This is a genomic window from Rhizobacter sp. OV335 (assembly GCF_900142965.1).
GTDB lineage: Bacteria > Pseudomonadota > Gammaproteobacteria > Burkholderiales > Burkholderiaceae_C > Rhizobacter.
Genome location: NZ_FRCQ01000023.1, coordinates 75,010 through 97,776 on the forward strand (window position 1 = coordinate 75,010; position 22,767 = coordinate 97,776).

Annotated in this window: 21 protein-coding genes; 6 read left to right on the forward strand and 15 right to left on the reverse strand. The window is 68.0% G+C overall.

The window, feature by feature from the left end:
• Positions 1 to 12: 12 nt before the first annotated feature.
• From BUE42_RS21950 to BUE42_RS21965, 4 genes are all read right to left on the reverse strand, one after another.
• Positions 13 to 867: an amino acid ABC transporter substrate-binding protein gene (locus tag BUE42_RS21950; protein ID WP_073467475.1), complete on the reverse strand. Its 855-nt coding sequence runs from the start codon at positions 865 to 867 to the stop codon at positions 13 to 15.
• A gap of 373 nt (positions 868 to 1,240) precedes the next feature.
• Complete coding sequence (locus BUE42_RS21955; protein WP_073467426.1) at positions 1,241 to 2,161, reverse strand: LysR substrate-binding domain-containing protein; 921 nt, start codon at positions 2,159 to 2,161, stop codon at positions 1,241 to 1,243.
• Between the two features lie 46 nt (positions 2,162 to 2,207).
• Complete coding sequence (locus BUE42_RS21960; protein WP_143171685.1) at positions 2,208 to 2,726, reverse strand: hypothetical protein; 519 nt, start codon at positions 2,724 to 2,726, stop codon at positions 2,208 to 2,210.
• Between the two features lie 177 nt (positions 2,727 to 2,903).
• The gene (locus BUE42_RS21965; RefSeq protein ID WP_073467428.1) at positions 2,904 to 4,727 is read right to left on the reverse strand and encodes an ABCB family ABC transporter ATP-binding protein/permease; all 1,824 of its coding nucleotides are present in this window, start codon (positions 4,725 to 4,727) and stop codon (positions 2,904 to 2,906) included.
• 43 nt (positions 4,728 to 4,770) lie between these two features.
• On the opposite strand from BUE42_RS21965, the gene BUE42_RS21970 reads away from it, so the two are divergent.
• Both BUE42_RS21970 and BUE42_RS21975 read left to right on the forward strand, forming a co-directional pair.
• Positions 4,771 to 5,193: an acyl-CoA thioesterase gene (locus BUE42_RS21970; protein ID WP_073467429.1), complete on the forward strand. Its 423-nt coding sequence runs from the start codon at positions 4,771 to 4,773 to the stop codon at positions 5,191 to 5,193.
• A gap of 5 nt (positions 5,194 to 5,198) precedes the next feature.
• Positions 5,199 to 6,110, forward strand: a complete 912-nt coding sequence (locus BUE42_RS21975) for a delta(1)-pyrroline-2-carboxylate reductase family protein (protein WP_073467430.1) — start codon at positions 5,199 to 5,201, stop codon at positions 6,108 to 6,110.
• 3 nt (positions 6,111 to 6,113) lie between these two features.
• On the opposite strand, the gene BUE42_RS21980 is transcribed toward BUE42_RS21975, so the two are convergent.
• The 9 genes from BUE42_RS21980 to BUE42_RS22020 are packed head-to-tail and all read right to left on the reverse strand — an operon-like array spanning position 6,114 to position 16,085.
• A complete protein-coding gene (locus tag BUE42_RS21980) occupies positions 6,114 to 6,959 on the reverse strand; it encodes an SDR family oxidoreductase (RefSeq protein ID WP_073467431.1) in 846 nt (281 codons plus the stop codon).
• Positions 6,956 to 7,720 carry an SGNH/GDSL hydrolase family protein gene (locus BUE42_RS21985; RefSeq protein ID WP_073467432.1) on the reverse strand — a complete coding sequence of 255 codons (765 nt, stop codon included), beginning with the start codon at positions 7,718 to 7,720 and terminating at the stop codon, positions 6,956 to 6,958. The genes BUE42_RS21980 and BUE42_RS21985 overlap by 4 nt, the downstream gene beginning before the upstream one ends.
• Before the next feature lie 14 nt (positions 7,721 to 7,734).
• Positions 7,735 to 8,499: an enoyl-CoA hydratase gene (locus tag BUE42_RS21990; protein WP_073467433.1), complete on the reverse strand. Its 765-nt coding sequence runs from the start codon at positions 8,497 to 8,499 to the stop codon at positions 7,735 to 7,737.
• The gene (locus BUE42_RS21995) at positions 8,496 to 9,380 is read right to left on the reverse strand and encodes an alpha/beta hydrolase family protein (protein ID WP_073467434.1); all 885 of its coding nucleotides are present in this window, start codon (positions 9,378 to 9,380) and stop codon (positions 8,496 to 8,498) included. Before BUE42_RS21995 ends, BUE42_RS21990 begins: the two co-directional genes overlap by 4 nt.
• Before the next feature lie 58 nt (positions 9,381 to 9,438).
• Positions 9,439 to 10,635: an acetyl-CoA C-acyltransferase gene (locus BUE42_RS22000; RefSeq protein ID WP_073467435.1), complete on the reverse strand. Its 1,197-nt coding sequence runs from the start codon at positions 10,633 to 10,635 to the stop codon at positions 9,439 to 9,441.
• A 14-nt stretch (positions 10,636 to 10,649) separates the two neighbouring features.
• A complete protein-coding gene (locus BUE42_RS22005) occupies positions 10,650 to 13,034 on the reverse strand; it encodes a 3-hydroxyacyl-CoA dehydrogenase/enoyl-CoA hydratase family protein (RefSeq protein ID WP_073467436.1) in 2,385 nt (794 codons plus the stop codon).
• Positions 13,035 to 13,065: 31 nt separating this feature from the next.
• Positions 13,066 to 13,509, reverse strand: a complete 444-nt coding sequence (locus tag BUE42_RS22010) for a DUF2147 domain-containing protein (protein WP_073467437.1) — start codon at positions 13,507 to 13,509, stop codon at positions 13,066 to 13,068.
• 53 nt (positions 13,510 to 13,562) lie between these two features.
• Positions 13,563 to 15,353: an acyl-CoA dehydrogenase C-terminal domain-containing protein gene (locus BUE42_RS22015; protein ID WP_073467438.1), complete on the reverse strand. Its 1,791-nt coding sequence runs from the start codon at positions 15,351 to 15,353 to the stop codon at positions 13,563 to 13,565.
• Between the two features lie 45 nt (positions 15,354 to 15,398).
• Complete coding sequence (locus BUE42_RS22020; RefSeq protein WP_073467439.1) at positions 15,399 to 16,085, reverse strand: TetR/AcrR family transcriptional regulator; 687 nt, start codon at positions 16,083 to 16,085, stop codon at positions 15,399 to 15,401.
• 300 nt (positions 16,086 to 16,385) lie between these two features.
• Between BUE42_RS22020 and BUE42_RS22025 the strand changes: the two genes are divergently transcribed.
• Both BUE42_RS22025 and BUE42_RS22030 read left to right on the forward strand, forming a co-directional pair.
• Entirely contained in the window at positions 16,386 to 16,943 is a 558-nt protein-coding gene (locus BUE42_RS22025) for an HNH endonuclease (RefSeq protein ID WP_073467440.1), read from the forward strand.
• A gap of 82 nt (positions 16,944 to 17,025) precedes the next feature.
• Entirely contained in the window at positions 17,026 to 17,526 is a 501-nt protein-coding gene (locus BUE42_RS22030) for an outer membrane lipoprotein (protein WP_073467441.1), read from the forward strand.
• A gap of 14 nt (positions 17,527 to 17,540) precedes the next feature.
• On the opposite strand, the gene pgi is transcribed toward BUE42_RS22030, so the two are convergent.
• Both pgi and tal read right to left on the reverse strand, forming a co-directional pair.
• Positions 17,541 to 19,142 (reverse strand): glucose-6-phosphate isomerase, encoded by a 1,602-nt coding sequence (gene pgi, locus BUE42_RS22035; protein WP_073467442.1) that lies wholly within the window; start codon positions 19,140 to 19,142, stop codon positions 17,541 to 17,543.
• Positions 19,139 to 20,089 carry a transaldolase gene (gene tal, locus BUE42_RS22040; protein WP_073467443.1) on the reverse strand — a complete coding sequence of 317 codons (951 nt, stop codon included), beginning with the start codon at positions 20,087 to 20,089 and terminating at the stop codon, positions 19,139 to 19,141. Before tal ends, pgi begins: the two co-directional genes overlap by 4 nt.
• Before the next feature lie 240 nt (positions 20,090 to 20,329).
• Here tal and zwf point away from each other — a divergent pair, with 240 nt between their 5' ends.
• A complete protein-coding gene (gene zwf, locus BUE42_RS22045; RefSeq protein ID WP_073467444.1) occupies positions 20,330 to 21,775 on the forward strand; it encodes a glucose-6-phosphate dehydrogenase in 1,446 nt (481 codons plus the stop codon).
• Between the two features lie 12 nt (positions 21,776 to 21,787).
• The gene (locus BUE42_RS22050) at positions 21,788 to 22,657 is read left to right on the forward strand and encodes a MurR/RpiR family transcriptional regulator (protein WP_073467445.1); all 870 of its coding nucleotides are present in this window, start codon (positions 21,788 to 21,790) and stop codon (positions 22,655 to 22,657) included.
• Positions 22,658 to 22,767 lie beyond the last annotated feature (110 nt).

Sequence of the window (22,767 nt, forward strand, 5' to 3'; positions counted from 1 at the left end):
GCCGCGCGGGTTTCAGCCCGGCACCTGGTCCGACGGGTACTTCCAGAAGTCCCGCAGCAGGTAGTTCATCGGCAGGTTCAGCGGCAGGTTCTTGGGCGGGATCGGCTTGTTGAACCAGCGATCGTAGATCGCATAGGCCTCGCGGCTGAGGATCAGGCGCTTCATTTCTTCGTCGCAGATCTTCTTGAACTCGGGATCGTCCTTGCGCATCATGATCGCGAGCGGCTCGATGGTCAGGAACTTGCCCACCACCTTCAGCTTGCCCGGGTCGGCACTCGACGAGATCAGGCCGTACAGCAGCACGTCGTCCATCACGAAACCGTCGGCCTCGCCGGCCAGCACCATCTGCATGGCCTTGGCATGTTCGGGCGCTTCGAGGATGGTGATGCGCAGCAGGCGTTCGCGGTTCGCGCGATCCACCTCTTTCAGCGGCGTCGTGCCCTTGGTCGACACCAGCTTCTTGCCCTCGAACATCGGCAGCTCGGCGATCGGGCTGTCGGCCAGCACCATGTAGCGCGCACCGGTGATGTAGTGCGGGATCGTGAAGGCCACCTTCTGGCGGCGCTCGGCGTTGTTGGTGGTCGAGCCGCACTCCAGGTCGGCCTTGCCGTCGACCACCATCTGGATGCGGTTGCCGGCGGTGACGAGCACGAACTCCGGCGCGATGGCCTTGATCTCGAGCCGCTTGCGCACGGCCTCGGCCAGCTTCAGGCACAGGTCGACTGCATAGCCCATCGGCTTCTTGTCGGCATCGAGGTACGAGAACGGCAGTGACGATTCGCGGTGCGCGATCAGGATCTTGCCGGTCTGCCTGATGCGGTCGAGCACTGGGCCGGTGGGCACCGCGGCCACCGGCGGCGCGGCCATCGCCGGCAGCGTGGTGGACAGCGCGGCCAGCGTCGCCAGCACGACCACGGATGAACGCAGAAGAACGGAACACCGGCGCTTGCTGTGCTGAAACTTCATGGGTGGATTCTCGCAACCTTCGTGCCACGAACCCGTCGGGCGCCGTGGGGCAGATGGCGCCAGTGTGCCCGCTTGTCGGCATGAGGCCGGTCACGCAGGAACAGGGGCAGCGGCGCATGGGAACAAGTTGGCGTTTGGGTGGCGATGGGCGCGGACTGTATGCGCCTGCCGGTTGGAAATCCAATGCGGATTCGCGGGCAAGCCATGCATCGAATGCATGTGGCGCGAGGGAAAACCCTCTGGCATCGGCGGTCGCCGACCGTCGTGCCCGGCGTCACCTCGGGGGTTTGAGGAAATCCCAGAGGGCGCGGGCGCTCGGCTTGGCGCCCTGGCGCGAGAGCTCGGGCAGCTCGCGGTACATGCGGACTTCCATCGTCAGCTCGAGCGTGCCGGGGGCCGAGGCGCGCACCAGCCGGCGGCTCTTCAGCTCCTTCTTCACCGAGCTGACCGGCAGGAAGGCGAGGCCGTGGCCTTCGAGCGCCATCGCCTTGAGGCCTTCGGCCATGTCGGTCTCGTAGATCGGATCGAGGTTCAGTGGCGCGGGCGAGAGCTTGACGATCTGCTCGACCAGGCGTCCGAGGTAGGCACCGCTGCCGTAGCTGAGGAAGGGCACGCGCTCGCCAGTGGCGCCGGGCAGGCGGAACAGCGGCTCGCCCTTCGGGTCGGCCTTGGCGTACACCGCCAGCATCTCGTGGCCGAGGCTCAGCATCTCGTAGCGCTCGGGGCTCAGCTGCAAGGGCTGCGACGGGTGGTGGTAGGCGATCAGCAGGTCGCAGCTGCCTTCGGTGAGCTGCATCACGGCGTCGTGCACGTTGAGCGCGATCAAGCGGCTCTTCAGCGCGCCGAAGCGCTTGCGCAGGTCCATCACCCAGTGCGGGAAGAAGGTGAACGCGAGCGAGTGCGGCACCGCGAACTCGATCATGTCCTGCGCGGCGACCTGGTGGCCGCGCATCATGTTGCGCGTGGTCTGCAGCGCGCCGAGGATGTCGAGCGCCTGCGCATGGAAGGTCTCGCCGGCGGGCGTCAGGCGGGTCGGGTACGACGAGCGGTCGACCAGGTCCAGCCCGGCCCAGGCCTCCAGCGCCTGGATGCGGCGCGAGAACGCCGGCTGCGTCACATGCCGCATCTGCGCCGAGCGCGAAAAACTCCGCGTCTCGGCCAGGCTCACGAAGTCTTCAAGCCACTTGGTTTCCACGGCCGGCAGTGTAACGAGGGGGCGTCACGCGTCCAGTCGCGCGGGCTCAATGGGAGCGGCTGAGGGTGACGTCCAACTCGTGGACCAGGTCGTTCACCAGCTGCACCGTCGCCAGCTTCGGATCCGATGCCGCGCCGGCCGTCTGCGCCACCACGTCGGCATTCCACGTGGCGCCCGAGGAGGCGCTGACGCCGGACACCCGGAACACCACGCGGCTGGCCAGGCTGCCGCAGTTCTGGCCGCCGTTCAGCGGCGTCAGCGTGACGAACTGCTGGCTCGCCGGCGTCACGCCGTTGCTCAGCATCATCGGCCCGAGGTCGCTCATCAGGCGCTCGCGCAGCGCCCCCATCACCGCCGCCACATGCTCGCCGCCGGCGGCCGAGCAGGTGTCGAACGCAAAGCTGTCGTTGTCGATCCACACCACCTTGGCGTCGGGCAGACGCAAGCTGGCCTGGGACACCGCGTCGGGCGTCGCCGCCTTCGCCGGCATCGCCATCGTCGAGATCACGCCGGCAAACGCCAGCATCGCAAACAGAACCGTCGTCTGAGTTTTCTGAGCAGTCATCGCATCCGTCCTCTGTGGGTGAATCGGTGACGCGACTCTAGAAGTGCAACAAGATGTGTGCTCGTCGGCTCCGTAACGATTGTTCACAATTGACCCAGACTTCACGCTCGTTTTTCACGAAACGCCCCGGAACCTTCGCGACTGTCCTACAGCCGCTCCGGCGGGGCTGGAACGATGTCACGCCAGCGCGTCTTCGGTGCTGCTCTGCTGCAGGCGCCACATGTCGGCATAGCGGCCGTCGAGTGCCAACAAATGCGCATGCGTGCCGCGCTCGACGATGCGGCCCTGCTCCATCACCAGGATCTGGTGCGCATCGACGACGGTCGACAGCCGGTGCGCGATGACCAGCGCCGTCTTGTTGCGCGCGACGCCCTGCAGCTCGGCCTGGATGGCGCGTTCGTTGGCCGAGTCGAGCGCCGAGGTGGCCTCGTCGAAGATCATGATCGGCGGGTCCTTCAGCAGCGTGCGCGCGATCGCGACGCGCTGCTTCTCGCCGCCGGAGAGTTTCAGCCCGCGCTCGCCGACCGTCGTCTCGTAGCCCTTCGGCGTCGACACGATGAAGTCGTGGATGCGGGCCGCGCGCGCCGCGCCCTCGACCTCGGCCTGCGTCGCACCCGGCCGGCCGTAGGCGATGTTGTAGGCCACGCTGTCGTTGAACAGCACCGTGTCCTGCGGCACGATGCCGATGCGCTGGCGCACGCTGCTTTGCGTGACCGAGCGCAGGTCCTGCCCGTCGATCGTGATCACGCCGCCCTGCACGTCGTAGAAGCGGTACAGCAGCCGCGCGAGCGTGCTCTTGCCCGAGCCCGACGGGCCGACCACCGCCACCGTCTTGCCGGCCGGGATCTCGAAACTCACGTCGTGCAGGATCTGCCGGTCCGGCTCGTACGAGAAGTCGACGTGGTCGAAGCGCAGCTGCCCGTGCGGCACCTGCAGCGGCAACGCGCCCGGCGTGTCGGCGATCTCGCGCTCGCGCTCGAGCAGCGCGAACATCTTGTCGAGGTCGGTCAGGCTCTGCTTGATCTCGCGGTAGATCACGCCGAGGAAGTTCAGCGGGATGTAGAGCTGGATCATGAAGGCGTTGATCATCACCAGGTCGCCGAGCGTCATGTGGCCGGCCACCACGCCCTGCGTCGCGCGCCACAGCATCGCGACCAGCCCCGCGGCGATGATCAGCTGCTGGCCGGTGTTCAGCATCGACAGCGTGGCCTGCGATTTCAGCGCGACGCGGCGCAGCCGCTCCAGGCTCTCGTCGTAGCGGCGCGCCTCGAAGTCCTCGTTGTTGAAGTACTTGACGGTCTCGTAGTTCAGCAGCGAGTCGATCGCGCGCGAATGCGCGGTCGAATCGAGCTCGTTCATCTGCTTGCGGAACTGCGTGCGCCAGTTGGTGAACACGACCGTGAAGCTGATGTACACCGCCAGCGCCGCCAGCGTGATCCATGCGAACCAGGCGTCGAACTTGACGGCCAGCAGCGTCAGCACGAGCACCATCTCGACCAGCGTCGGCACGATGCTGTAGATCGAGTACGAGATCAGCGAATGCACCGCGCGCGTGCCGCGCTCGATGTCGCGCGTCATGCCGCCGGTCTGGCGCTCCAGGTGGAAGCGCAGGCTCAGCGCATGCAGGTGGCGGAACACGTTCAGCGAGATGCTGCGAGCGGTGCCCTCGGTGGCCTTCGCGAAGATCAGCTCGCGCAGCTCGGTGAACAGCGAGGTCGACAGCCGCAGCAGCCCGTAGGCGGCCAGCAGCCCGATCGGCACCACCAGCACCGCCTGGATGTCGCCGGGCTTGATCGACAGGCTGTCGACCAGTTGCTTCAGCAGCAGCGGCACGCCGACGTTGGCCAGCTTGGCGGCGATCATGAAGCCGAGCGCGATTCCGACCCGCCAGCGGTAGCGCCACAGGTAGGGCAGCAGCTTGCCCAGCGTGGCCGCATCGGAGCGCGGTGCGGCAGGCGTCACGGCATCGGGGGGTGGCAAGGGAGTCGAGAGGGATCGCATCGTGGAAGAATCGTGGGGTTGAACCCAGGTGAAGGCGCCCAGTATGAATACAAGCCAGCCGCAGCATGACCCCGCATTGGCGGTCACGCTGCCGAAAGACCTCGATCTGGTGCTGCGCGTGATGCCGATGCCGGCCGATTCGAACAGCAACGGCGACATCTTCGGCGGCTGGATCATGGCCCAGGTCGACCTCGCCGGCTCGGTGCTGCCGGCGCGCGTCGCGAAGGGCCGCGTCGTGACGGTCGCCGTCAACGAGTTCGTGTTCAAGCAGGCGGTGTCGATCGGCGACCTGCTGAGCTTCTACGCCCGGGTCGATCGCATCGGGCGCACCTCGATCACGGTGCACGTCGAGGTCTATGCCGAGCGCAATCCGGCCGACCTGAAGGTCGTGAAGGTCACCGAGGCGAACCTGACCTATGTCGCGATCGACCGCGACGGGCAGCCGCGGGTGATTCCGAGGGACTGACCGCGATGCGCCAGATCGACGCGGCGCAGACGGCCGCCCTGCTGCCGTGGCGGCCGCTGGCCGATGCGGTGATGCGCGCGGCGATCGAGCGCGATGAAGGCCGGCTGCAGGCGCCGGTGCGCAGCAGCTTCGCGCTGTCGGGCGACGACAGGCTGCTGCTGATGCCAGCCAGCGATCAGCACTACGCCAGCGTCAAGCTGGTGACGGTGAACCACGGCAACCCGGCGCTCGGGCGCGAGCGCGTGCAGGGCGAGGTGCTGCTGATGGACCGCGCGACCGGCGAGCGCCTCGCGATGTTCGATGGCGTCACCGTGACGGCGCGGCGCACCGCGGCGGTGTCGCTGGCCGCGGCCTTGGCGTTGAAGGTGCCGGCCGGCGAACGCTTGCTGATCGTCGGTGCGGGCGCGCAGGCGCTGGCGCATGGGCTGGCTTTCGATGCGGTGCTGGCGCCGGCGTGGATCGGCGTGGCGGCGCGTTCGCGGGTGTCGGCCGACGGCTTGGTGGCGGCGCTCGCGGCGCAAGGGGTGACGGCGCATCCGGTCGACGACATCGGCGCCGAGATCGGCCGCTGCGGCTTGATCGTCACCGCGACGACGAGCCGGTCGGCGGTGATCCCCGATGCGTTGCGGCCCGGCGCGCGGGTGTTCGCGGTCGGCGCGTTCACGCCGGCGATGTGCGAGCTGCCGGCGGCGCTGGTGCGGCGGGCCGCGCTGGTGGTCGACGACCTCGACGGGGCGAAGGAAGAGGCGGGGGACCTGATCCAGGCGGGCGTCGATTGGTCGAAGGTGCGCGGGTTGGCGCAGGCCGCGGAACTCGCCGGGGCCGGCGATGCGCCGGTGGTGTTCAAGAGCGTCGGCAGCGCGGCGTGGGATCTTGCCGCGGCGCGGTTTGCGTGGGACCGGCTGAGCGCCTGCTGAGCGTCAATCCACGAAGAAGTCCGGCACGAACTCCGTCGTCCCCGGCGTCACGCTGTACTTCTCCAGGTCGGTGACCCCATGCCGCGCCAGCAACTCGTCGTCGATGAAGAAGTTGCCGGTGGTCTGCCGCGCATCGCTGGTCAGCACCAGGTACGCCGCATCGGCCAGGATCTCCGGCGTGCGGCAGCGTGCGATGTCGGCGCCCGGGATCATCTGCAGCGCCGCCGTCGCGATCGCGGTGCGCGGCCACAGGCTGTTGACGCCGACGCCCAGCGGCCGGAACTCGCCCGCGTGCCCCAGCGTGCATTCGCTCATGCCGTACTTGGCCATCGTGTACGCGACGTGCGGGCTGAACCAGCGCTCGCGCATCGACAGCGGCGGCGACATGTTCAGCACGTGCGGGTTGCGCCCGGCCTGCGCGGCCTTCGCCAGGTGCGGCAGGCAGGCCTGCGTCACCAGGTAGGTGCCGCGCACATTGACGCCGAACATCAGGTCGAAGCGCTTCATCGGCGTGGCCGTCGTCGGCGTCAGGCTGATCGCGCTCGCGTTGTTGATCAGGATGTCGATGCCACCGAAGCGCGCCACCGCCTGCTCCACCGCCGCCAGCACGCTGGCTTCGTCGCGGATGTCGGTCTGCACCGGCAGCGCCTGGCCACCGGCAGCCTCGATCTCGGCGGCGGCCGAATGGATGGTGCCCGGCAGCTTCGGGTTGGCCTCGGTCGTCTTGGCCGCGATCACGATGCGCGCGCCATCGGCCGCGGCGCGCTTCGCGATCGCGAGGCCGATGCCGCGCGACGCGCCGGTGATGAACAAGGTCTTGCCCGCCAAGGTCTGGTTGTTCTGGCTCATGGGGTCTGTCTCCGCGTGGGGGTGGTGGCCGGCAGGCGCGGTGCGAGCTCGGTCGCGATCATGCCGGCCAGTTGTTCGGCCCACAGCGCATACACCGCCGGGCCGGGATGGAAGCCGTCGTCGGCCATCAGGATGCTGTCGGACATGCGCTCGTTCTCGAACGGCACCGGCAGCCACCAGCGGTCGGGCCAGCGCTTGATCCAGTCGGCCAGCGCCCGGTTGTAGCGCCGCGCGTCGTTGCCGAGCACCCAGCGCAGCGGGTTCGGCAGCAGCGGGAACGAATGGATGGGCGGCACGCCGCTGTGCACGACCTGGCGCACGCCGGCCCGCCGGATCGCGACGCCGTCGAGCTCGTCGAGCTGGGCCAGCCAGCGCCGCACCGGCACCTGCGAGATGACGTCGTTGACGCCGAGCGCGGTGACCATCACGTCGGCCGGGTGCAGCGTGGCGGTTTCGAGCGCGATCAGCGCGTCGCGCGTGGTGTCGCCGGTGTGCGCGACCAGCTGCCACACGACCGCACCGCCCAGCCGCTGCGACAAGGCCTCGCTGAGCCGGCCGGCCAGCGCCTGGCCCTGCGTCGGCGCGCCGACGCCGGCCGCCGACGAATCGCCGACGATCAGCACGCGCATGCGCACGCGGCCGGTGCCGGCCACGCCTTCGCGCGAGCCTTCAGCCTCGGGCAGGCGCAGCGCGAGGCGCCGCACGCGGGCGCCCTGCCACAGCAGCAACGGCGACAGCAGCACCTTGGCCGCGGTGAGCATCGACCGGGCCGTCTTCAGCTGAACTGCGAGAAATCGGGCTTGCGCTTCTGGAAGAACGCGCTGAAGGCCTCGCGCGCCTCGGGGCTGGTCAGGCGCTCGGCGAAGATCGCCGCCTCGGCCTCGATGGCCTGCAGCGTGGCCTCGCTGCCGGCGCGGCGCAGCAGCTTCTTGGTGTCGCGCACGGCGCCCGGCGGCAGCGCGTTGAAGCGCTCGGCGATGCGGCGCGCGTGCGGCGCGACCTCGGCGGTCGGCAGCACCGCGTTGGCGAGGCCCAGTTCGACGGCCTCGGCACCGGTGAACGGCTCGCCGAGCAGGATCTTCTCGGCCGCCTTCACGCGGCCCACCAATTGCGGCACCACCAGGCTGGACGCGAACTCCGGCACCAGGCCGAGGCTCACGAACGGCATCGCGAGGCGCGCCTCGTCGGCCACGTAGACCAGGTCGCAGTGCAGCAGCATCGTGGTGCCGATGCCGATCGCGGCACCGGTGACGGCGGCCACCACCGGCTTCTCGCAGCCGTTCAGCGCCTGCATGAACTGGAACACCGGCGAGTCCTGGCCGCTCGGCGGGCGCTTCATGAAATCCTCGAGGTCGTTGCCCGAGGTGAAGATGCCCGGCTGGCCGGTGATCAGCACCGCGCGCACCGTGCCGTCGGCCTGTGCGGCCTTCAGGCCGTCGGCCATCGCCTGGTACATGTCGATGGTGATCGCGTTCTTCTTCTCGGGGCGCGCGATCTCGATCGTGAATACGCCGTTGAGAACGGCGGTCTTGATGCTCATGTCGTCTCCTTCGTCGTGTGCAGTGAAGCAGGACCGAAGCCCTGCAGCAAGGCCGTCATGCGCGGCCAGAGTGTCGCCTGGAACTGCTCGCGGAACAGCCCGAAATGCCCGATGCGCTGCGCCTGCACGTCGGCCGGCGCGATGCGCTCGATGCGGCGCAGTGCGTTCGGGTAGCAGTCGACCAGCACGCGGGTGCCGCGCTCGGTCATCAACTCGTCGTCGGTGATCGACAGCGCGACCAGCGGGAAGCGCGCCGCCTCGAACTGCTCGCGCACCGCCGTGCCCTCGGCCCCGACGTGGTAGCGCGGGTGCAGGCACCAGCGCCGCCATTGCAGCATCACGCCCTTCGGCAGGTCACCGACCTTGCGCAGCCGCTTGCCGGGGAAGTAGCCGAACAGCGCGGTCGCGACCGGTACCAGCAGGTACCAGAAGTACAGGATCATGCGGCGCAGCGGCGGCGCGTTGTCGCGCCAGTAGCCGCTGCCGGCCGCCACCGAGATCAGGCCGTCGACCCGCGCGTGGTTGCGCAGCAGGCCGGGCAGCTGCGCACCCAGGCTGTGGCCGACGAGGTACAGCGGCAGGCCGGGCGCGGCCTCGCGCAGCGCGTCGATCGCGCTGTCGTAGTCGCGGGCCCAGCTGAACAGGTCGGCCTTCAGGCCGCGCAGCGACGGTGTCATGCGCGACTCGCCCATGCCGCGGTAGTCGAAGGTCGCGACCGCGTAGCCCTGCCCGGCCAGCCATTGCGCGAACGGCTGGTAGTAGTCCTGCCGCACGCCCATCGCACCGCCGATCAGCACCGCGGCTTTCGCGGTGCCGGTCGACGGGTACAGGCGCAGCGACAGGCGGCTGCCGTCGTCGGCCGTGAGTTGCCTCGTCTCCATGCTCACCTCCTGGCGGTGAAAACAAAGCCCGCTCTGCGGCGGGCTTGTCCGAGAGAGATCAGACGCGTTCGAAGATGCCGGCGGCGCCTTGGCCGGTGCCCACGCACATCGTCACCATCCCGTACTTCAGGTTGTGGCGGCGCAGCGCGTGGATCACCGTCGCGGCGCGGATCGCACCGGTGGCACCCAGCGGATGGCCCAGCGCGATCGCGCCGCCCATCGGGTTCACCTTGGCCGGGTCCAGGCCGACGCTGTTGATCACCGCCAGCGATTGCGCGGCGAACGCCTCGTTCAGCTCGATCCAGTCCATGTCCTTCAGGCTCAGGCCGGCATAGCGCAGCGCGGCCGGGATCGCCTCGATCGGGCCGATCCCCATGATCTCCGGCGGCACGCCGCGCGCGGCGAAGCTGACGAAGCGGGCCAGCGGCTTCAGGTCGTACTGCTTGACGGCCTTTTCGCTCGCGAGGATCAGCGCACCCGCGCCATCGCTCGTCTGCGAGCTGTTGCCGGCCGTCACGCTGCCCTTGGCGGCGAACACCGCCTTCAGCTTCGCCAGGCCTTCCGGCGAGGTGTCGGGGCGCGGGCCTTCGTCGAGGCTCACGGTGCGGGTCTTCACGCCCTGTTCGCCGGTCAGCAGATCCGGGAAGCGCTCGACGATCTCGATCGGCGTGATCTCGTCGGTGAACTCACCGGCCTTCTGCGCCTTCAGCGCGCGCATGTGCGATTCGTACGCGAACGCGTCCTGCGCCTCGCGGCTGACCTTCCATTGCGCGGCGACCTTCTCGGCCGTCAGGCCCATGCCGTAGGCGATGCCGACGTTCTCGTCCTTCGCGAACACCTGCGGGTTGAACGACGGCTTGTTGCCGCCCATCGGCACCAGGCTCATCGACTCGGCACCGCCGGCGATCAGCACGTCGGCCTCGCCGACGCGGATGCGGTCGGCCGCCATCTGGATCGCCGTGACGCCCGACGCGCAGAAGCGGTTCACCGTCACGCCGCCCACCGGGTGCGCAAAGGCCAGCGCGACCGCGATGCGGGCCATGTTCATGCCCTGCTCGCCCTCGGGGAACGAGCAGCCGATGATGGCGTCCTCGATGGCCTTCGGGTCCAGCGTCGGCACCTGGGCCATCGCGCTGCGGATCGCGGTGACCAGCAGGTCGTCCGGGCGGGTGTTCTTGAAGTAGCCCCGGCCCGAGCGGCCGATCGGGGTGCGGGTGGCGGCGACGATGTACGCGTCTTGCACTTGCTTGCTCATGTTCTTTGCTCCGTTCAGTTGCGCACCGGCTTGCCGGTCTGCAGCATGCCCATGATCCGTTCCTGGCTCTTCGGGTGCTCCAGCAGCCCGCAGAAGTGCTTGCGCTCCAGCGCCATCAGGTACTCCTCGCTGACCAGCGAGCCGGCATCGACATCGCCGCCGCACACCACGTCGGCGATCAGCGCCGAGATGTGGAAATCGTGCGCGCTGATGAAGCCGCCGTCGCGCATGTTGACGAGCTGCGCCTTGATGGTCGCGATGGCGTTGCGGCCGGCCACCGGGAACAGCGTCTTCGCCGGCGCGCGGTAGCCGCTCTCGAACATCGCTTTCGCCTGCTGGATCGCGACGAACAGCAGCTCGTCCTTGTTCGGAACGATCACGTCGCTCCACAACAGGTAGCCGAGCTTGCGGCTCTCGATCGCGCTGGTGCCGACCTTGGCCATCGCGGCGTTCGTGAAGCCGTCGGTCAGGAACTTCAGGATGTCGGCGTTCGCGTTCGCGGCACTCGCCATCTCGGCCGCGCGGCGCGCGATGTACGCGAGACCGCCGCCACCCGGGATCAGGCCGACGCCCACTTCGACCAAGCCCATGTAGCTTTCCATTGCCGCGACGCGCCTGGCCGAGTACACCGACAGCTCGCAGCCTCCGCCCAGCGCGATGCCGCGGATCGCCGAGACGACCGGCACCTGCGCGTAGCGGATGCGCAGCATCGCGTCCTGCAGCTTCTTCTCTTCCGGGGCGATGCCCTTGGCGCCGCTCTTCATGAAGACCGGCATCAGCGCCTCGAGGTTGGCACCGGCCGAGAACACGTCATCGGGCGACCAGATCACCAGCCCCTTGTACTTGGCCTCGGCGATCTCCACCGCCTTCAGCAGGCCTTCGGTGACGGTCGGGCTGATCAGGTGCAGCTTCGCGGTGATGCTGGCGATCAACACCTCGCCGTCGAGCGACCAGACGCGCACTTCGTCGTTCTTGAACTCCTGCGTGCCGGCCTTCAGCGGATCGGTCGCGCCCGAGCCCAGCACCGCCTCGGGGAAATGCTGGCGCGCATACACCGGCAGCGTGCTGCGCGGGATGTACTTGTTCAGCGCCGCGCTCCACGAGCCTTCAGCGGTGTGCACACCTTCGCGCCCGTCGAACACCCAGGCCGGCAGCGGCGCCTTGCTCAGCGCCTTGCCGGCGTCGATGTCGGCCTTGACCCACTCGGCGACCTGCTTCCAGCCGGCGGCCTGCCACAGCTCGAACGGGCCTTGCTGCATGCCGAAGCCCCAGCGCATCGCGAAGTCGACCTCGCGCGCCGAATCGGCGATGTCGGCCAGGTGCACCGCGACGTAGTGGAAGCTGTCGCGCAGAATCGCCCACAGGAACTGCGCCTGCGGGTTGGTCGATTCGCGCAGCAGCTTCAGCCGCTCCGGCGCGGCCTTCTTCAGCATGCGCGCGACGATCTCGTCGGCCTTGCCGCCGGCGGGCACGTAGTCGGCCTTGGCGGGGTCGAGCCGCAGGATGTCCTTGCCGACCTTCTTGTAGAAGCCGGCGCCGCTCTTCTGGCCGAGCGCGCCCTGCTCGATCAGCTTGGCCAGCACCGGCGGCGTCGCGTAGCTGGGGAAGAACGGGTCATCGGCGAGGTTGTCCTGCAGCGTCTTCACGACGTGCGCCATCGTGTCGAGGCCGACCACGTCCGCGGTGCGGAAGGTGCCCGAGCTCGCCCGGCCCATCTTCTTGCCGGTCAGGTCGTCGACGACGTCATACGTCAGGCCGAAGTTCTCGGCTTCCTTGATCGTCGCCAGCATCCCGGCGATGCCGACGCGGTTGGCGATGAAGTTCGGCGTGTCCTTCGCGCGCACGACGCCCTTGCCGACCGCGGTGGTCACGAAGGTCTCGAGCTGGTCGAGGATCTCCGGTCGCGTCGTCGGGGTCGGGATCAGCTCCACCAGGTACATGTACCGCGGCGGGTTGAAGAAGTGGATGCCGCAGAAGCGCGGCTTGATCTCTTCGGGCAGCACCTCGGACAGCTTGGTGATCGACAGGCCCGAGGTGTTGCTCGCGACGATCGCGTGGGGCGCGATGAACGGCGCGATCTTCTTGTACAGGTCGAGCTTCCAGTCCATGCGCTCGGCGATGGCCTCGATGATCAGGTCGCAGTCTTTCAGCAGCTCGCTGTGCTCTTCGTAGTTGGCGTGCTGGATCAGCGCGGCGTCTTCCGGGATGCCCAGCGGCGACGGCTTCAGCTTCTTCAGGCCTTCGACGGCCTTCGTGACGATGCCGTTTTTCGGACCTTCCTTGGCGGGCAGGTCGAACAGCACGACCGGCACCTTGACGTTGACCAGGTGGGCGGCGATCTGCGCGCCCATCACGCCGGCGCCGAGGACGGCGACCTTGCGGACGTTGAAGCGACTCATGTTTCTTCTCCTTTGCGTAGTGTGAACAGGCTTACTCGACCCGGATCCAGGTCTGGGTGCGCCCGAACAGCGGCGCGCCGACATAGCCTCGAACTTCCAACTTCTTGCCGCCCTCGACCGGCTTCAGGCGCAGCTTGTAGGTCTTGCCGTTGGCCGGGTCGAGGATGGTGCCCCCGTCCCACAGGCCGTCGGTGTCGGCGCTCTTCTTCGCGCCGCGGATGATCGGCAGGCCGACCAGCGGCTGGCCCTTGCGGTCGTCGTTGCATTCGTCGCAGACCGCGTCCTGCTTCGCGTCGGGGTCCAGCAGCTTCTCGAGCTTGCCGCTGATCACGCCGTCGGTGTCGACGATGCGCACCAGCGAGCGCTCTTTCTTCGTGCTGTCGTCGATCGTCTTCCACAGGCCCGCGGGCGTGCTCTGCGCGTAAGCGCTCGACAGGGTCAGCGTGGCGGCCAGCGCCAGCAGCAGTCTCTTCATCGCGTTGTCTCTCCTGATTGTTTTTTGATTCGATGGCGGTGGAACGCGAGGCCTCAGAACAGCGCCTCGTCCATTTCCATCAGCGGCTTCAGGCCCGAGCGCGCCGTGCGGATCAACGACGCCGTCTCGGGCAGCAGCTTCGCGAAGTAGAAGCGCGCGGTCGCGATCTTGGCCTTGTAGAACGGATCGCCGCCGTCGACCTTCTCGAGCGCGACCTTCGCCATGCGGGCCCAGAAGTACGCGAACACCAGGTGGCCGGCCACGCGCAGGTAGTCGACCGCCGCGGCGCCCACTTCGTCGGCGTTGCCGAAGGCCTTCATGCCCAGCTCGGTGGTCAGCTTCGTGACCTTGTCGCCCAGCTCGGCCAGCGGGTTCACGAACTCCTGCATCGCCTCGTTCGTGCCTTCTTCCTCGACGAACTCCTGCACCAGCTTGCCGAACTTCTTCAGCTTGGCGCCGTTGTCGCTGAGGATCTTGCGGCCCAGCAGGTCCAGCGACTGGATCGTGTTGGTGCCCTCGTAGATCATGTTGATGCGGGCATCGCGCACGTACTGCTCCATGCCCCATTCCTTGATGTAGCCGTGGCCGCCGAACACCTGCATGCAGTGCGAGGTCGCGATCCAGCCGTTGTCGGTGATGAAGGCCTTGATGATCGGCGTGATCAGCGCGACCAGGTCGCCGCAATCCTTGCGCACGTCCTCGTCGTCGGACGACAGCTCCTTGTCGAGCTGCAGCGTGGTCCACATCGCGAGCGCGCGGCCGCCTTCGGCATAGGCGCGGGCGGTCAGCAGCATCTTGCGCACGTCGGGGTGCACGATGATCGCGTCGGCCGGCTTGTCGGGGTTCTTCGGGCCCGACAGCGCGCGCATCTGGATGCGGTCCTTCGCGTAGGCCACGGCGTTCTGGTAGGCCACCTCGGTCAGTCCCAGCGACTGCATGCCGACGCCCAGGCGGGCCGCGTTCATCATCACGAACATCGCGGCGAGGCCCTTGTTGGGCAGGCCGACCAGCGTGCCGACGGCGCCTTCGAGCACCATCTGCGCGGTCGCGTTGCCGTGGATGCCCATCTTGTGCTCGAGGCCGCCGCACCAGATGCCGTTGCGCGAACCGATCGAGCCGTCGGCATTGACGTTGAACTTCGGCACCGCGAACAGCGAGATGCCCTTCGAGCCGGCCGGCGCTTCCGGCAGGCGCGCCAGCACCAGGTGGATGATGTTCTCGGCCATGTCGTGCTCGCCGGCCGAGATGAAGATCTTGTTGCCGGTCAGCTTGTAGGTGCCATCCGCTTGCGGCTCTGCCTTCGTGCGCAGCAGGCCGAGGTCGGTGCCGCAATGCGGCTCGGTCAGGCACATCGTGCCGGTCCACACGCCGCTGGTCAGCTTCGGCAGGTACAGCGCCTTCTGCGCGTCGGTGCCGTGCGCATGCAGCGCCTCGTAGGCGCCGTGCGACAGGCCGGGGTACATGGTCCAGGCCTGGTTGGCCGAGTTCAGCATCTCGTAGAAGCACTGGTTCACGACGTGCGGCAGGCCCTGGCCGCCAAAGGCCGGGTCGCAGCTCAGCGCCGGCCAGCCGCCTTCGACGTACTGCGCATAGGCTTCCTTGAAGCCCTTCGGCGCGGTGACCTCGTGCGTGGTCTTGTCGAGCGTGCAGCCCTCTTCGTCGCCGCTCTGGTTCAGCGGGAACACCACCTGCGATGCGAACTTGCCGCCCTCTTCGAGCACGGCATTGATCGTGTCGAGGTCGATGTCGGCATGCGCCGGCAAGGCCTTCAGTTCGTCGACCACGTTCAGCACTTCGCTCATCAGGAACTGCATGTCACGCAACGGAGGGGTGTACTGAGCCATCGGAAAAACTCCTGGGAAATGAATGAGAACTCGAGAAATCGGGATTCAGCGGCGCGCGGCGCGCACCGGCTTGTCGGGGGAGGCGGCCGCATCGACCGCGTAGTAGCTGACGACGCGCTCGAAGGCATGGCGCGCGCGGTCGAGCGCGCCGGGGATGCGCAGGAAACGGGCGTCGTGGTGCAGCGCGAGGATCAGGCCGTGGATCTCGAACAGCATCTGCAGCGGGTCGGTGTCGGTGCGCAGCTGGCCTTCGTCGATCGCGATGCGGATCGCCTTCTCCAGCGCGGTGTGCCAGGCCTGCACCATGGTCGCGAGCGCATCGCGCACGGGGCCCGGCCGGTCGTCGAACTCGACCGCGCCGCTGATGTAGATGCAACCCGAGTCCAGCTCGATCGACACCCGCTTGACCCAGCGCTCGAACAGCGCGCGCAAGCGGGGCAAACCCCTGGCCTCGCGCACGGCAGGGAAAAACACTTCTTCCTCGAACTTGGCGTGATACTCGCGGATCACGGAGATCTGCAGTTCCTCGCGGGAACCGAAGTGCGCGAAGACGCCGGACTTGCTCATCTGCGTGACCTCGGCCAGCGCCCCGATCGACAGGCCTTCCAGCCCCATCGACGACGCCAGGCCGAGCGCGGCTTCGAGAATCGTCGCCCGCGTCTGCTGGCCCTTCTGCAGGGTCTTCGAGACATCGCGGGACGCGCGACCGGTGACGGGCGCTGCAGTGTTCACGGGTGTATCGGTTGTGTCGCTCACGGTGCATCCACAAAATCGAACGGTCGTTCTATTTTGCAGGTTCCGCGCAGATCACGCGCTGCTATTTCGAGCAAGCCGTCTGTTTCTGTAGGGTTTAGTGCCTAGAAAGCGACGGCACTGCCGGCCGCCAAGGGTTAACCCGGGCCATGGGTTATCGCCGCTTCCGGTGATCCGCGTGTGACAACGTGCGCTTGTGGCGCCAACACACTGCAGTATTCGCGCCACGGTTGAGCGAAATGCAGTGAATGGATTACGCTCCGAGGAAGGAGATCATCCGTGGAAGTGCTCCAGCTCGATGTGTCCGGCCGGCCTCAGTCGTGGATTTCAGCGAAGGAGGCAGCCATCATCTACGCCAGCGACGGCGTCGCGTGGACGCTGGGTGATGCGTTTTACGTGCTGCGCGGCGGCATGCAGCGGCGCACGGGCCTGCAATCGCGCATCGAGGTGCACCCGATCATCGCGGTGCGCGGGGCGATCCCGAGCCGGGCCTGGCGCCAGACGCCGGCGCTGTCGAACCCCAAGCTGTTCGCGCGCGACCGGCAGGTGTGCGCCTACTGCGCCGGGCGTTTCCACATGGATGACCTGACCCGCGAGCACATCATCCCGACCTCGCGCGGCGGGGTCGACAGCTGGATGAACTGCATCACCGCCTGCCGGGCCTGCAACGGCCACAAGGGCAACCGGATGCCGGAAGAAGCGCACATGTCGCTGATGTACCTGCCCTACGTGCCGAGCCTGCACGAGGACATGATCCTGCGCGGCCGGCGCATACTCGCGGACCAGATGGAGTTCCTGCTGGCGAGCGTGCCCCGGCACAGCCGCCTGCGGATCTGACTTCCGCTTTCTTTACATCGCCGCCGCGGAACTCACCGCACGGCCGACTCGTCCATGCAGATGAGTAACGAGGAGTGACCCCATGAACAAGCTTTTGATCGCCGTGGCCGTTGCCGCCACCTTGAGTGCCTGCGCCACCAGCAGCCCCGATGTCGTGTCGCGCAATGAAGCGCAGCGCCTGTCGCAGATCCAGGACGCCACGGTGCTGTCGGTGCGGTCGGTCGTGATCGACGGCTCGCAATCCGGTGCCGGGGCGGTGACGGGCGGCGTGGTCGGCGGCATCGCCGGTGCGTCGGTCGGCGGGCACCGTGAAGCGGTGGCCGTCGGCGTGCTGGCCGCGGTGGCCGGCGCGGTGGTCGGCAACGCGATCGAGCGTGCCGGCACCCGCGAAGAAGCGCTCGAGATCCTGGTGCAGCTGCGCAACGGCGAACGCCGCTCGATAGTGCAGGCCAAGGGCAAGGAGACGCTGACGCCGGGCGAACCGGTGATCCTGGTGTCGACGAACGGCAAGACGCGCGTGATGCGCGCCCCGGCCGTCACGCAGCCGGCACCGGTGCCGGCCGCCCCGTCAACGCAAGGCTGATGCGCTGAACCGGCTCATCCGCCGCGCAGGCGGGTGAGCAGGCCGGCGGTCGAGCCGTCGAGCCCCGTGGTGTCGCCCGAGGCGAGCCGCGGCAGCAGTTCGTTGCACAGCGCCTTGCCGAGCTCGACGCCCCACTGGTCGAAGCTGTTGATGCGCCACAGCGCGCCGCTGACGAACACCCGGTGCTCGAACAGCGCGATCAGCGCGCCCAGGCTGCGCGGCGTCAGCTCGTCGAGCAGCAGCGTCGTGCTAGGCCGGTTGCCGGGGAAGGTGCGGTGCTTCGCGAGCGTCAGCGCATCGAGCGTGGCCGAGGCCGTCGGCGCCTTCTCCTTCATTGCCTGCTCGGTCGTCTTGCCCACCATCAAGGCCTGCGCCTGCGCGAGGCCGTTGGCCAGCAGCTTGGTGTGCAGGTCGCTCAGCGAATGCGTCGGCCGCTTGACGAGCAGGAACTCGACCGGGATCACGTCGGTGCCCTGGTGCAGCATCTGGAAGTAGGCGTGCTGCCCGTTCGTGCCGGGTTCGCCCCAGACGACCGGGCTGGTGCCGAACGGCAGCGCTTCACCGTCGATGTCGACGCGCTTGCCGTTGCTCTCCATCTCCAATTGCTGCAGGTAGGCCGGCAGCCGCTTCAGGCCCTGGTGGTACGGCGCCATGCTGCGGCTGGTGAAGCGGTGGAAGTTGCGGTACCAGACGTCGATCAGGCCTTGCAGCACCGGCAGGTTCTTCTCGAGCGGCGCCTGCGCGAAGTGAACGTCCATCGCGTGCGCGCCGGCCAGCAGGCCGCGGAAGTTGTCGGCGCCGATGGCCAGCGCGATCGGCAGCCCGATCGCCGACCACAGCGAGTAGCGCCCACCCACCCAGTCCCAGAAGCCGAAGGTGGTGGTGATGCCGAACTCGGCCGCCGCCTTCACGTTGGTGGTGGTCGCGACGAAGTGCTTGTGGATCTCTTCGCCGCCCTGCGCCAGGAACCAGGCCTTCGCGGCATGCGCGTTGGCCATCGTCTCCTGCGTCGTGAAGGTCTTGCTCGCGATGATGAAGAGCGTTTCCTGCGGCTTCAGCCGGCGCAGCACCGGTGCGATGTCGTGGCCGTCGACGTTCGACACGAAGTGGAACGTGATGCCGGGGTGCACGAAGGTGTCGAGCGCCGGCACCACCATCTGCGGGCCGAGGTCGGAGCCGCCGATGCCGATGTTGACGACATGCCGGATGCCGCTGGCCGCGGTGTCGCGCACCGTCTCGGCGTAGCCGAGCATCGCGTCGAGCACCGCATGCACCTCGTGGCCGAACGGCGATGCGCCTTCGGGGGCGCGCAAGGCCACGTGCTGCACCGCCCGCCCCTCGGTGACGTTGACCGGGTCGCCGCGCAGCATCGCATCGCGCTGCGACTCGATGCCGCATTCGCGCGCCAGGTCGACGAGGAACTTCAGCGTCGCGGTGTCGATGCGGTTCTTCGACAGGTCGGCGAAGATCTCCGGCGCCTCGACGCTCAGCGACGCGAAACGGTTCGCATCGCGCGCGAACGCCTCGCGGATGTCGAAGTCACGGCCATGCGCCTCGAAGTGCCCGGCCAGCGCGGCCCAGGCCGAGGTGCGGTCGCAGCGCGGGAAGCCGCTCACTTCAGGCCCTCGATCAGCTTGTCGAGCTTGCCGGCATCGACCGCGAAGGCGCGGATGCCTTCGGCCAGCTTCTCGGTGGCCATCGCGTCGTCGTTCAGCGCGAAGCGGAAGCTCTGCTCGTTGAAGGTGGCCGCATGCAGGCTCGCGCCCTTCGCGTTGGCCGGGTCGAGCTGGCGGGTGATCGGCGCTTCGCTCGCCTGCATCTGCGCGAGCAGTTCGGGGCTGATCGTCAGCAGGTCGCAGCCCGCGAGCGCGGTGATCTGGCCGACGTTGCGGAAGCTCGCGCCCATCACCTCGGTGGCGATGCCGAACTTCTTGAAGTAGTTGTAGATCTGGGCCACCGACTTAACGCCCGGGTCGTTGGGGCCGGCGTTCGCCGCCTCGTCCCACTGGCTGCCGGCCGATTTCTTGTACCAGTCGTAGATGCGCCCGACGAAGGGCGAGATCAGCTTGACGCCCGCATCGCCACAGGCCACCGCCTGGCAGAACGAGAACAGCAGCGTCAGGTTGCAGTTGATGCCGTCGCGCTGCAGGATGCGGGCGGCCTGGATGCCTTCCCAGGTGGACGCGAGCTTGATCAGCACCCGCTCGCGGCCGATGCCCGCGGCTTCGTACAGCTCGATGATGCGGCGCGCCCGCGCGACGCTGCAGGCGGTGTCGAAGCTCAGTCGCGCATCGACCTCGGTCGACACCCGGCCCGGCACCACCTTCAGGATCTCCTGGCCGAAGCGCACCAGCACCTGGTCGACGATGCCCTCGAGCGGCAGGCTCTTGTGCCGGGCCACCGTCTCGCTGAGCAGCGGCGCGTAGTCGGCGTGCTGCACCGCCTTCAGGATCAGCGACGGGTTGGTCGTCGCATCCTTCGGCGCGAATTGCGCCAGTTGCTTGAAGTTGCCCGTGTCGGCGACAACGGCGGTGTACTGCTTGAGCTGGTCGATTTGATTCATGGCAAGACGCTGTTGAGCACAGGAAGGAAATTAGAACCCGGCGCGCGTGACACGCACGCACGCCGACGACGGTTTGTTTTCAGAACGTAACCCGAAGTTCCACCGGCCGCATGATGCACCTTCAGGCGCCCCTCGTGCGGGGCGGGTTTCGTTGACGCTGCCCGGAAACTTGGGCATCATCCCGGTGAAACTAAATTACATCGTCGACCGCCTGCGTCGACTTCACCACTGAGGCAAGGCATGTCTTTCGATCTCGTTTTCTTCGGCGGCACGGGCGACCTGACGTGGCGCAAGCTGATGCCGGCCCTGTTCCAGGCCTTCCGCCACGGCAAGCTGCCGGCCGGTGGCCGCATCCTGGCGGTGGCCCGCGACGAGCAAAGCGACGACAAGTACCGCGCCTGGCTGAAGGAGCGCTTTCAAGAGGTCGAAGGTGCCAAGCGCCCGACCGATGAAGAGTTCGCCCGTTTCGCCGACATGCTGCACTACCGCCGCATGGACCTCTCGCAGCCCGAGCACTACGCCGGGCTCAAGAAGTGGATCGAGGAGCGCAATGCCGACACGGCGGTGCTGTACCTCGCCACCAGCCCGCACCTCTTTCCGCAGATCTGCGAACAGCTCGGCGTCGCCGGGCTGAACACGCCGCGCATCCGCGTCGTGCTTGAAAAACCGTTGGGCCACGACCTGCAGAGCGCGCAGGAGATCAACCGCGTGGTGCGTTCGGTGTTCAGCGAGACGCAGGCCTTCCGGATCGACCACTACCTCGGCAAGCCGTCGGTGCAGAACCTGATGGCGCTGCGCTTCGGCAATGCGCTGTTCGAGCCGCTGTGGCGCCGTGAGAGCATCGCCAACATCCAGATCACGCTGGCCGAGGCCATCGGGGTCGGCACGCGTGGCGATTTCTACGACCGCACCGGCGCGCTGCGCGACATGGTGCAGAACCACGCGCTGCAGCTGCTGACGATGATCGCGATGGAGCCGCCGTCGCGCAACGACGCCGATGCGATCCGCGACGAGAAGCTGAAGGTGCTGCGCTCGCTGAAGCCGTTCACCGAAGAGAGCGTCGGCCGCGACGTGGTGCGCGGCCAGTACCGCGCCGGCACGGCCGGCGGGCAGCCGGTGGTCGGCTACCTGCAGGAGATCAAGGTGCCCGCGGGCAGCCAGTGCGAAACCTTCGTTGCATTGCGCACCGAGGTGCAGAACTGGCGCTGGGCCGGCGTGCCCTTCTACCTGCGCACCGGCAAGCGGCTGGCCGCGCGCGACGCGCAGATCGTCGTCAATTTCCGCCCGACGCCGCACAGCATCTTCCCCGGCCACAACCAGCCGAACAAGCTGGTGATCAACCTGCAGCCGGAGGACGGCCTCGAGCTGCACCTGCTGGCCGCCAAGGGGGCCGGGCAGCAGGAGCAGCTGGCGCCGGTGTCGCTGGACCTCGACTTCGACAAGGCCTTCGCCGAGAACCGCGTGGGCGCCTACGAGCGGCTGCTGCTCGACGCGATCGCCGGCCGGCTGAACCTGTTCGTGCGCAGCGACGAGCAGGAGCAGGCGTGGCGCTGGGTCGAGCCGATCCTCGACGCCTGGGGCAAGGACAGCACCGGCCCGCGCCCCTATGCGGCGGGCACCTGGGGCCCGGCGGCCGCGAGCGCGCTGGTCGCGCGCGACGGCTTCGCGTGGTCCGAAGAACAGTAACTGGATCTCCCCATGCTGGACCGCATCCGCGCCTCGATTCCGGCGCTTCCCCCTGCGGAACAGCGCGTGGCGAAGCTGGTGCTGGCCGACGCACGCAGCTTCGCGAGCCTGCCGGTCACTGAGCTGGCCGACCGGGCGCACGTCAGCAAGCCGACGGTGGTGCGCTTCTGCCGCAGCGTCGGCTATGACGGGCTGGCCGACTTCAAGCGCAAGCTGGCCGGCAGCGTCAACGAAGGCGTGCCTTTCGTGCACCGCGCGGTCGATGAAGACGACAAGCCGGGCGACATCGTCGTGAAGGTGATCGACAACGCGGTCAGCGCGCTGCTGAAGTACCGCAACGACGCTGCCAGCCTGGCGTTCGACCGCGCGATCACGGTGCTGACCGAGGCCGGCCGCGGTGGGCGGCGCATCGAGTTCTATGGTGTCGGCAATTCAGGCATCGTCGCGCAGGACGCCCAGCACAAGTTCTTCCGGCTGGGCGTCAATGCGCTGGCCATCAGCGACGGCCATGTGCAGGTGATGAGCGCGACGATGCTGCAGCCGGGCGATTGCGTCGTGATCATCTCGAACTCCGGTCGCAGCCGCGACCTGATCGACGTGGCCGACATCGCGCGCAAGAAGGGGGCGACGACGATCGTGATCACCGCGAGCGGCTCGCCGCTGGCGCAGATCGGGCAATCGGGCAGCAACCAGATCCTGCTGGCGGCCGATCACCCGGAGGACTACGACCGCTACAGCCCGATGGTGTCGCGGCTGCTGCACCTGATCGTGATCGACATCCTGACCACCGGCGTGGCGCTTCGGCTGGGGAGCGAGTTGCGGCCGATGCTGCAGGAGATCAAGCGGAATCTGCGGGCGAAGAGGTACGCGCAGGCCGAGTAGGCTTCTTTGGGTGCGGCAAAGGCGCGGGTGGGGAGGCTGTGGCTCGCCGGCCGGTGCGGTCTTCGCCCCCCCTGGGGGCGAAGACTTCCCTCCGCTGACTGGTTTCATGG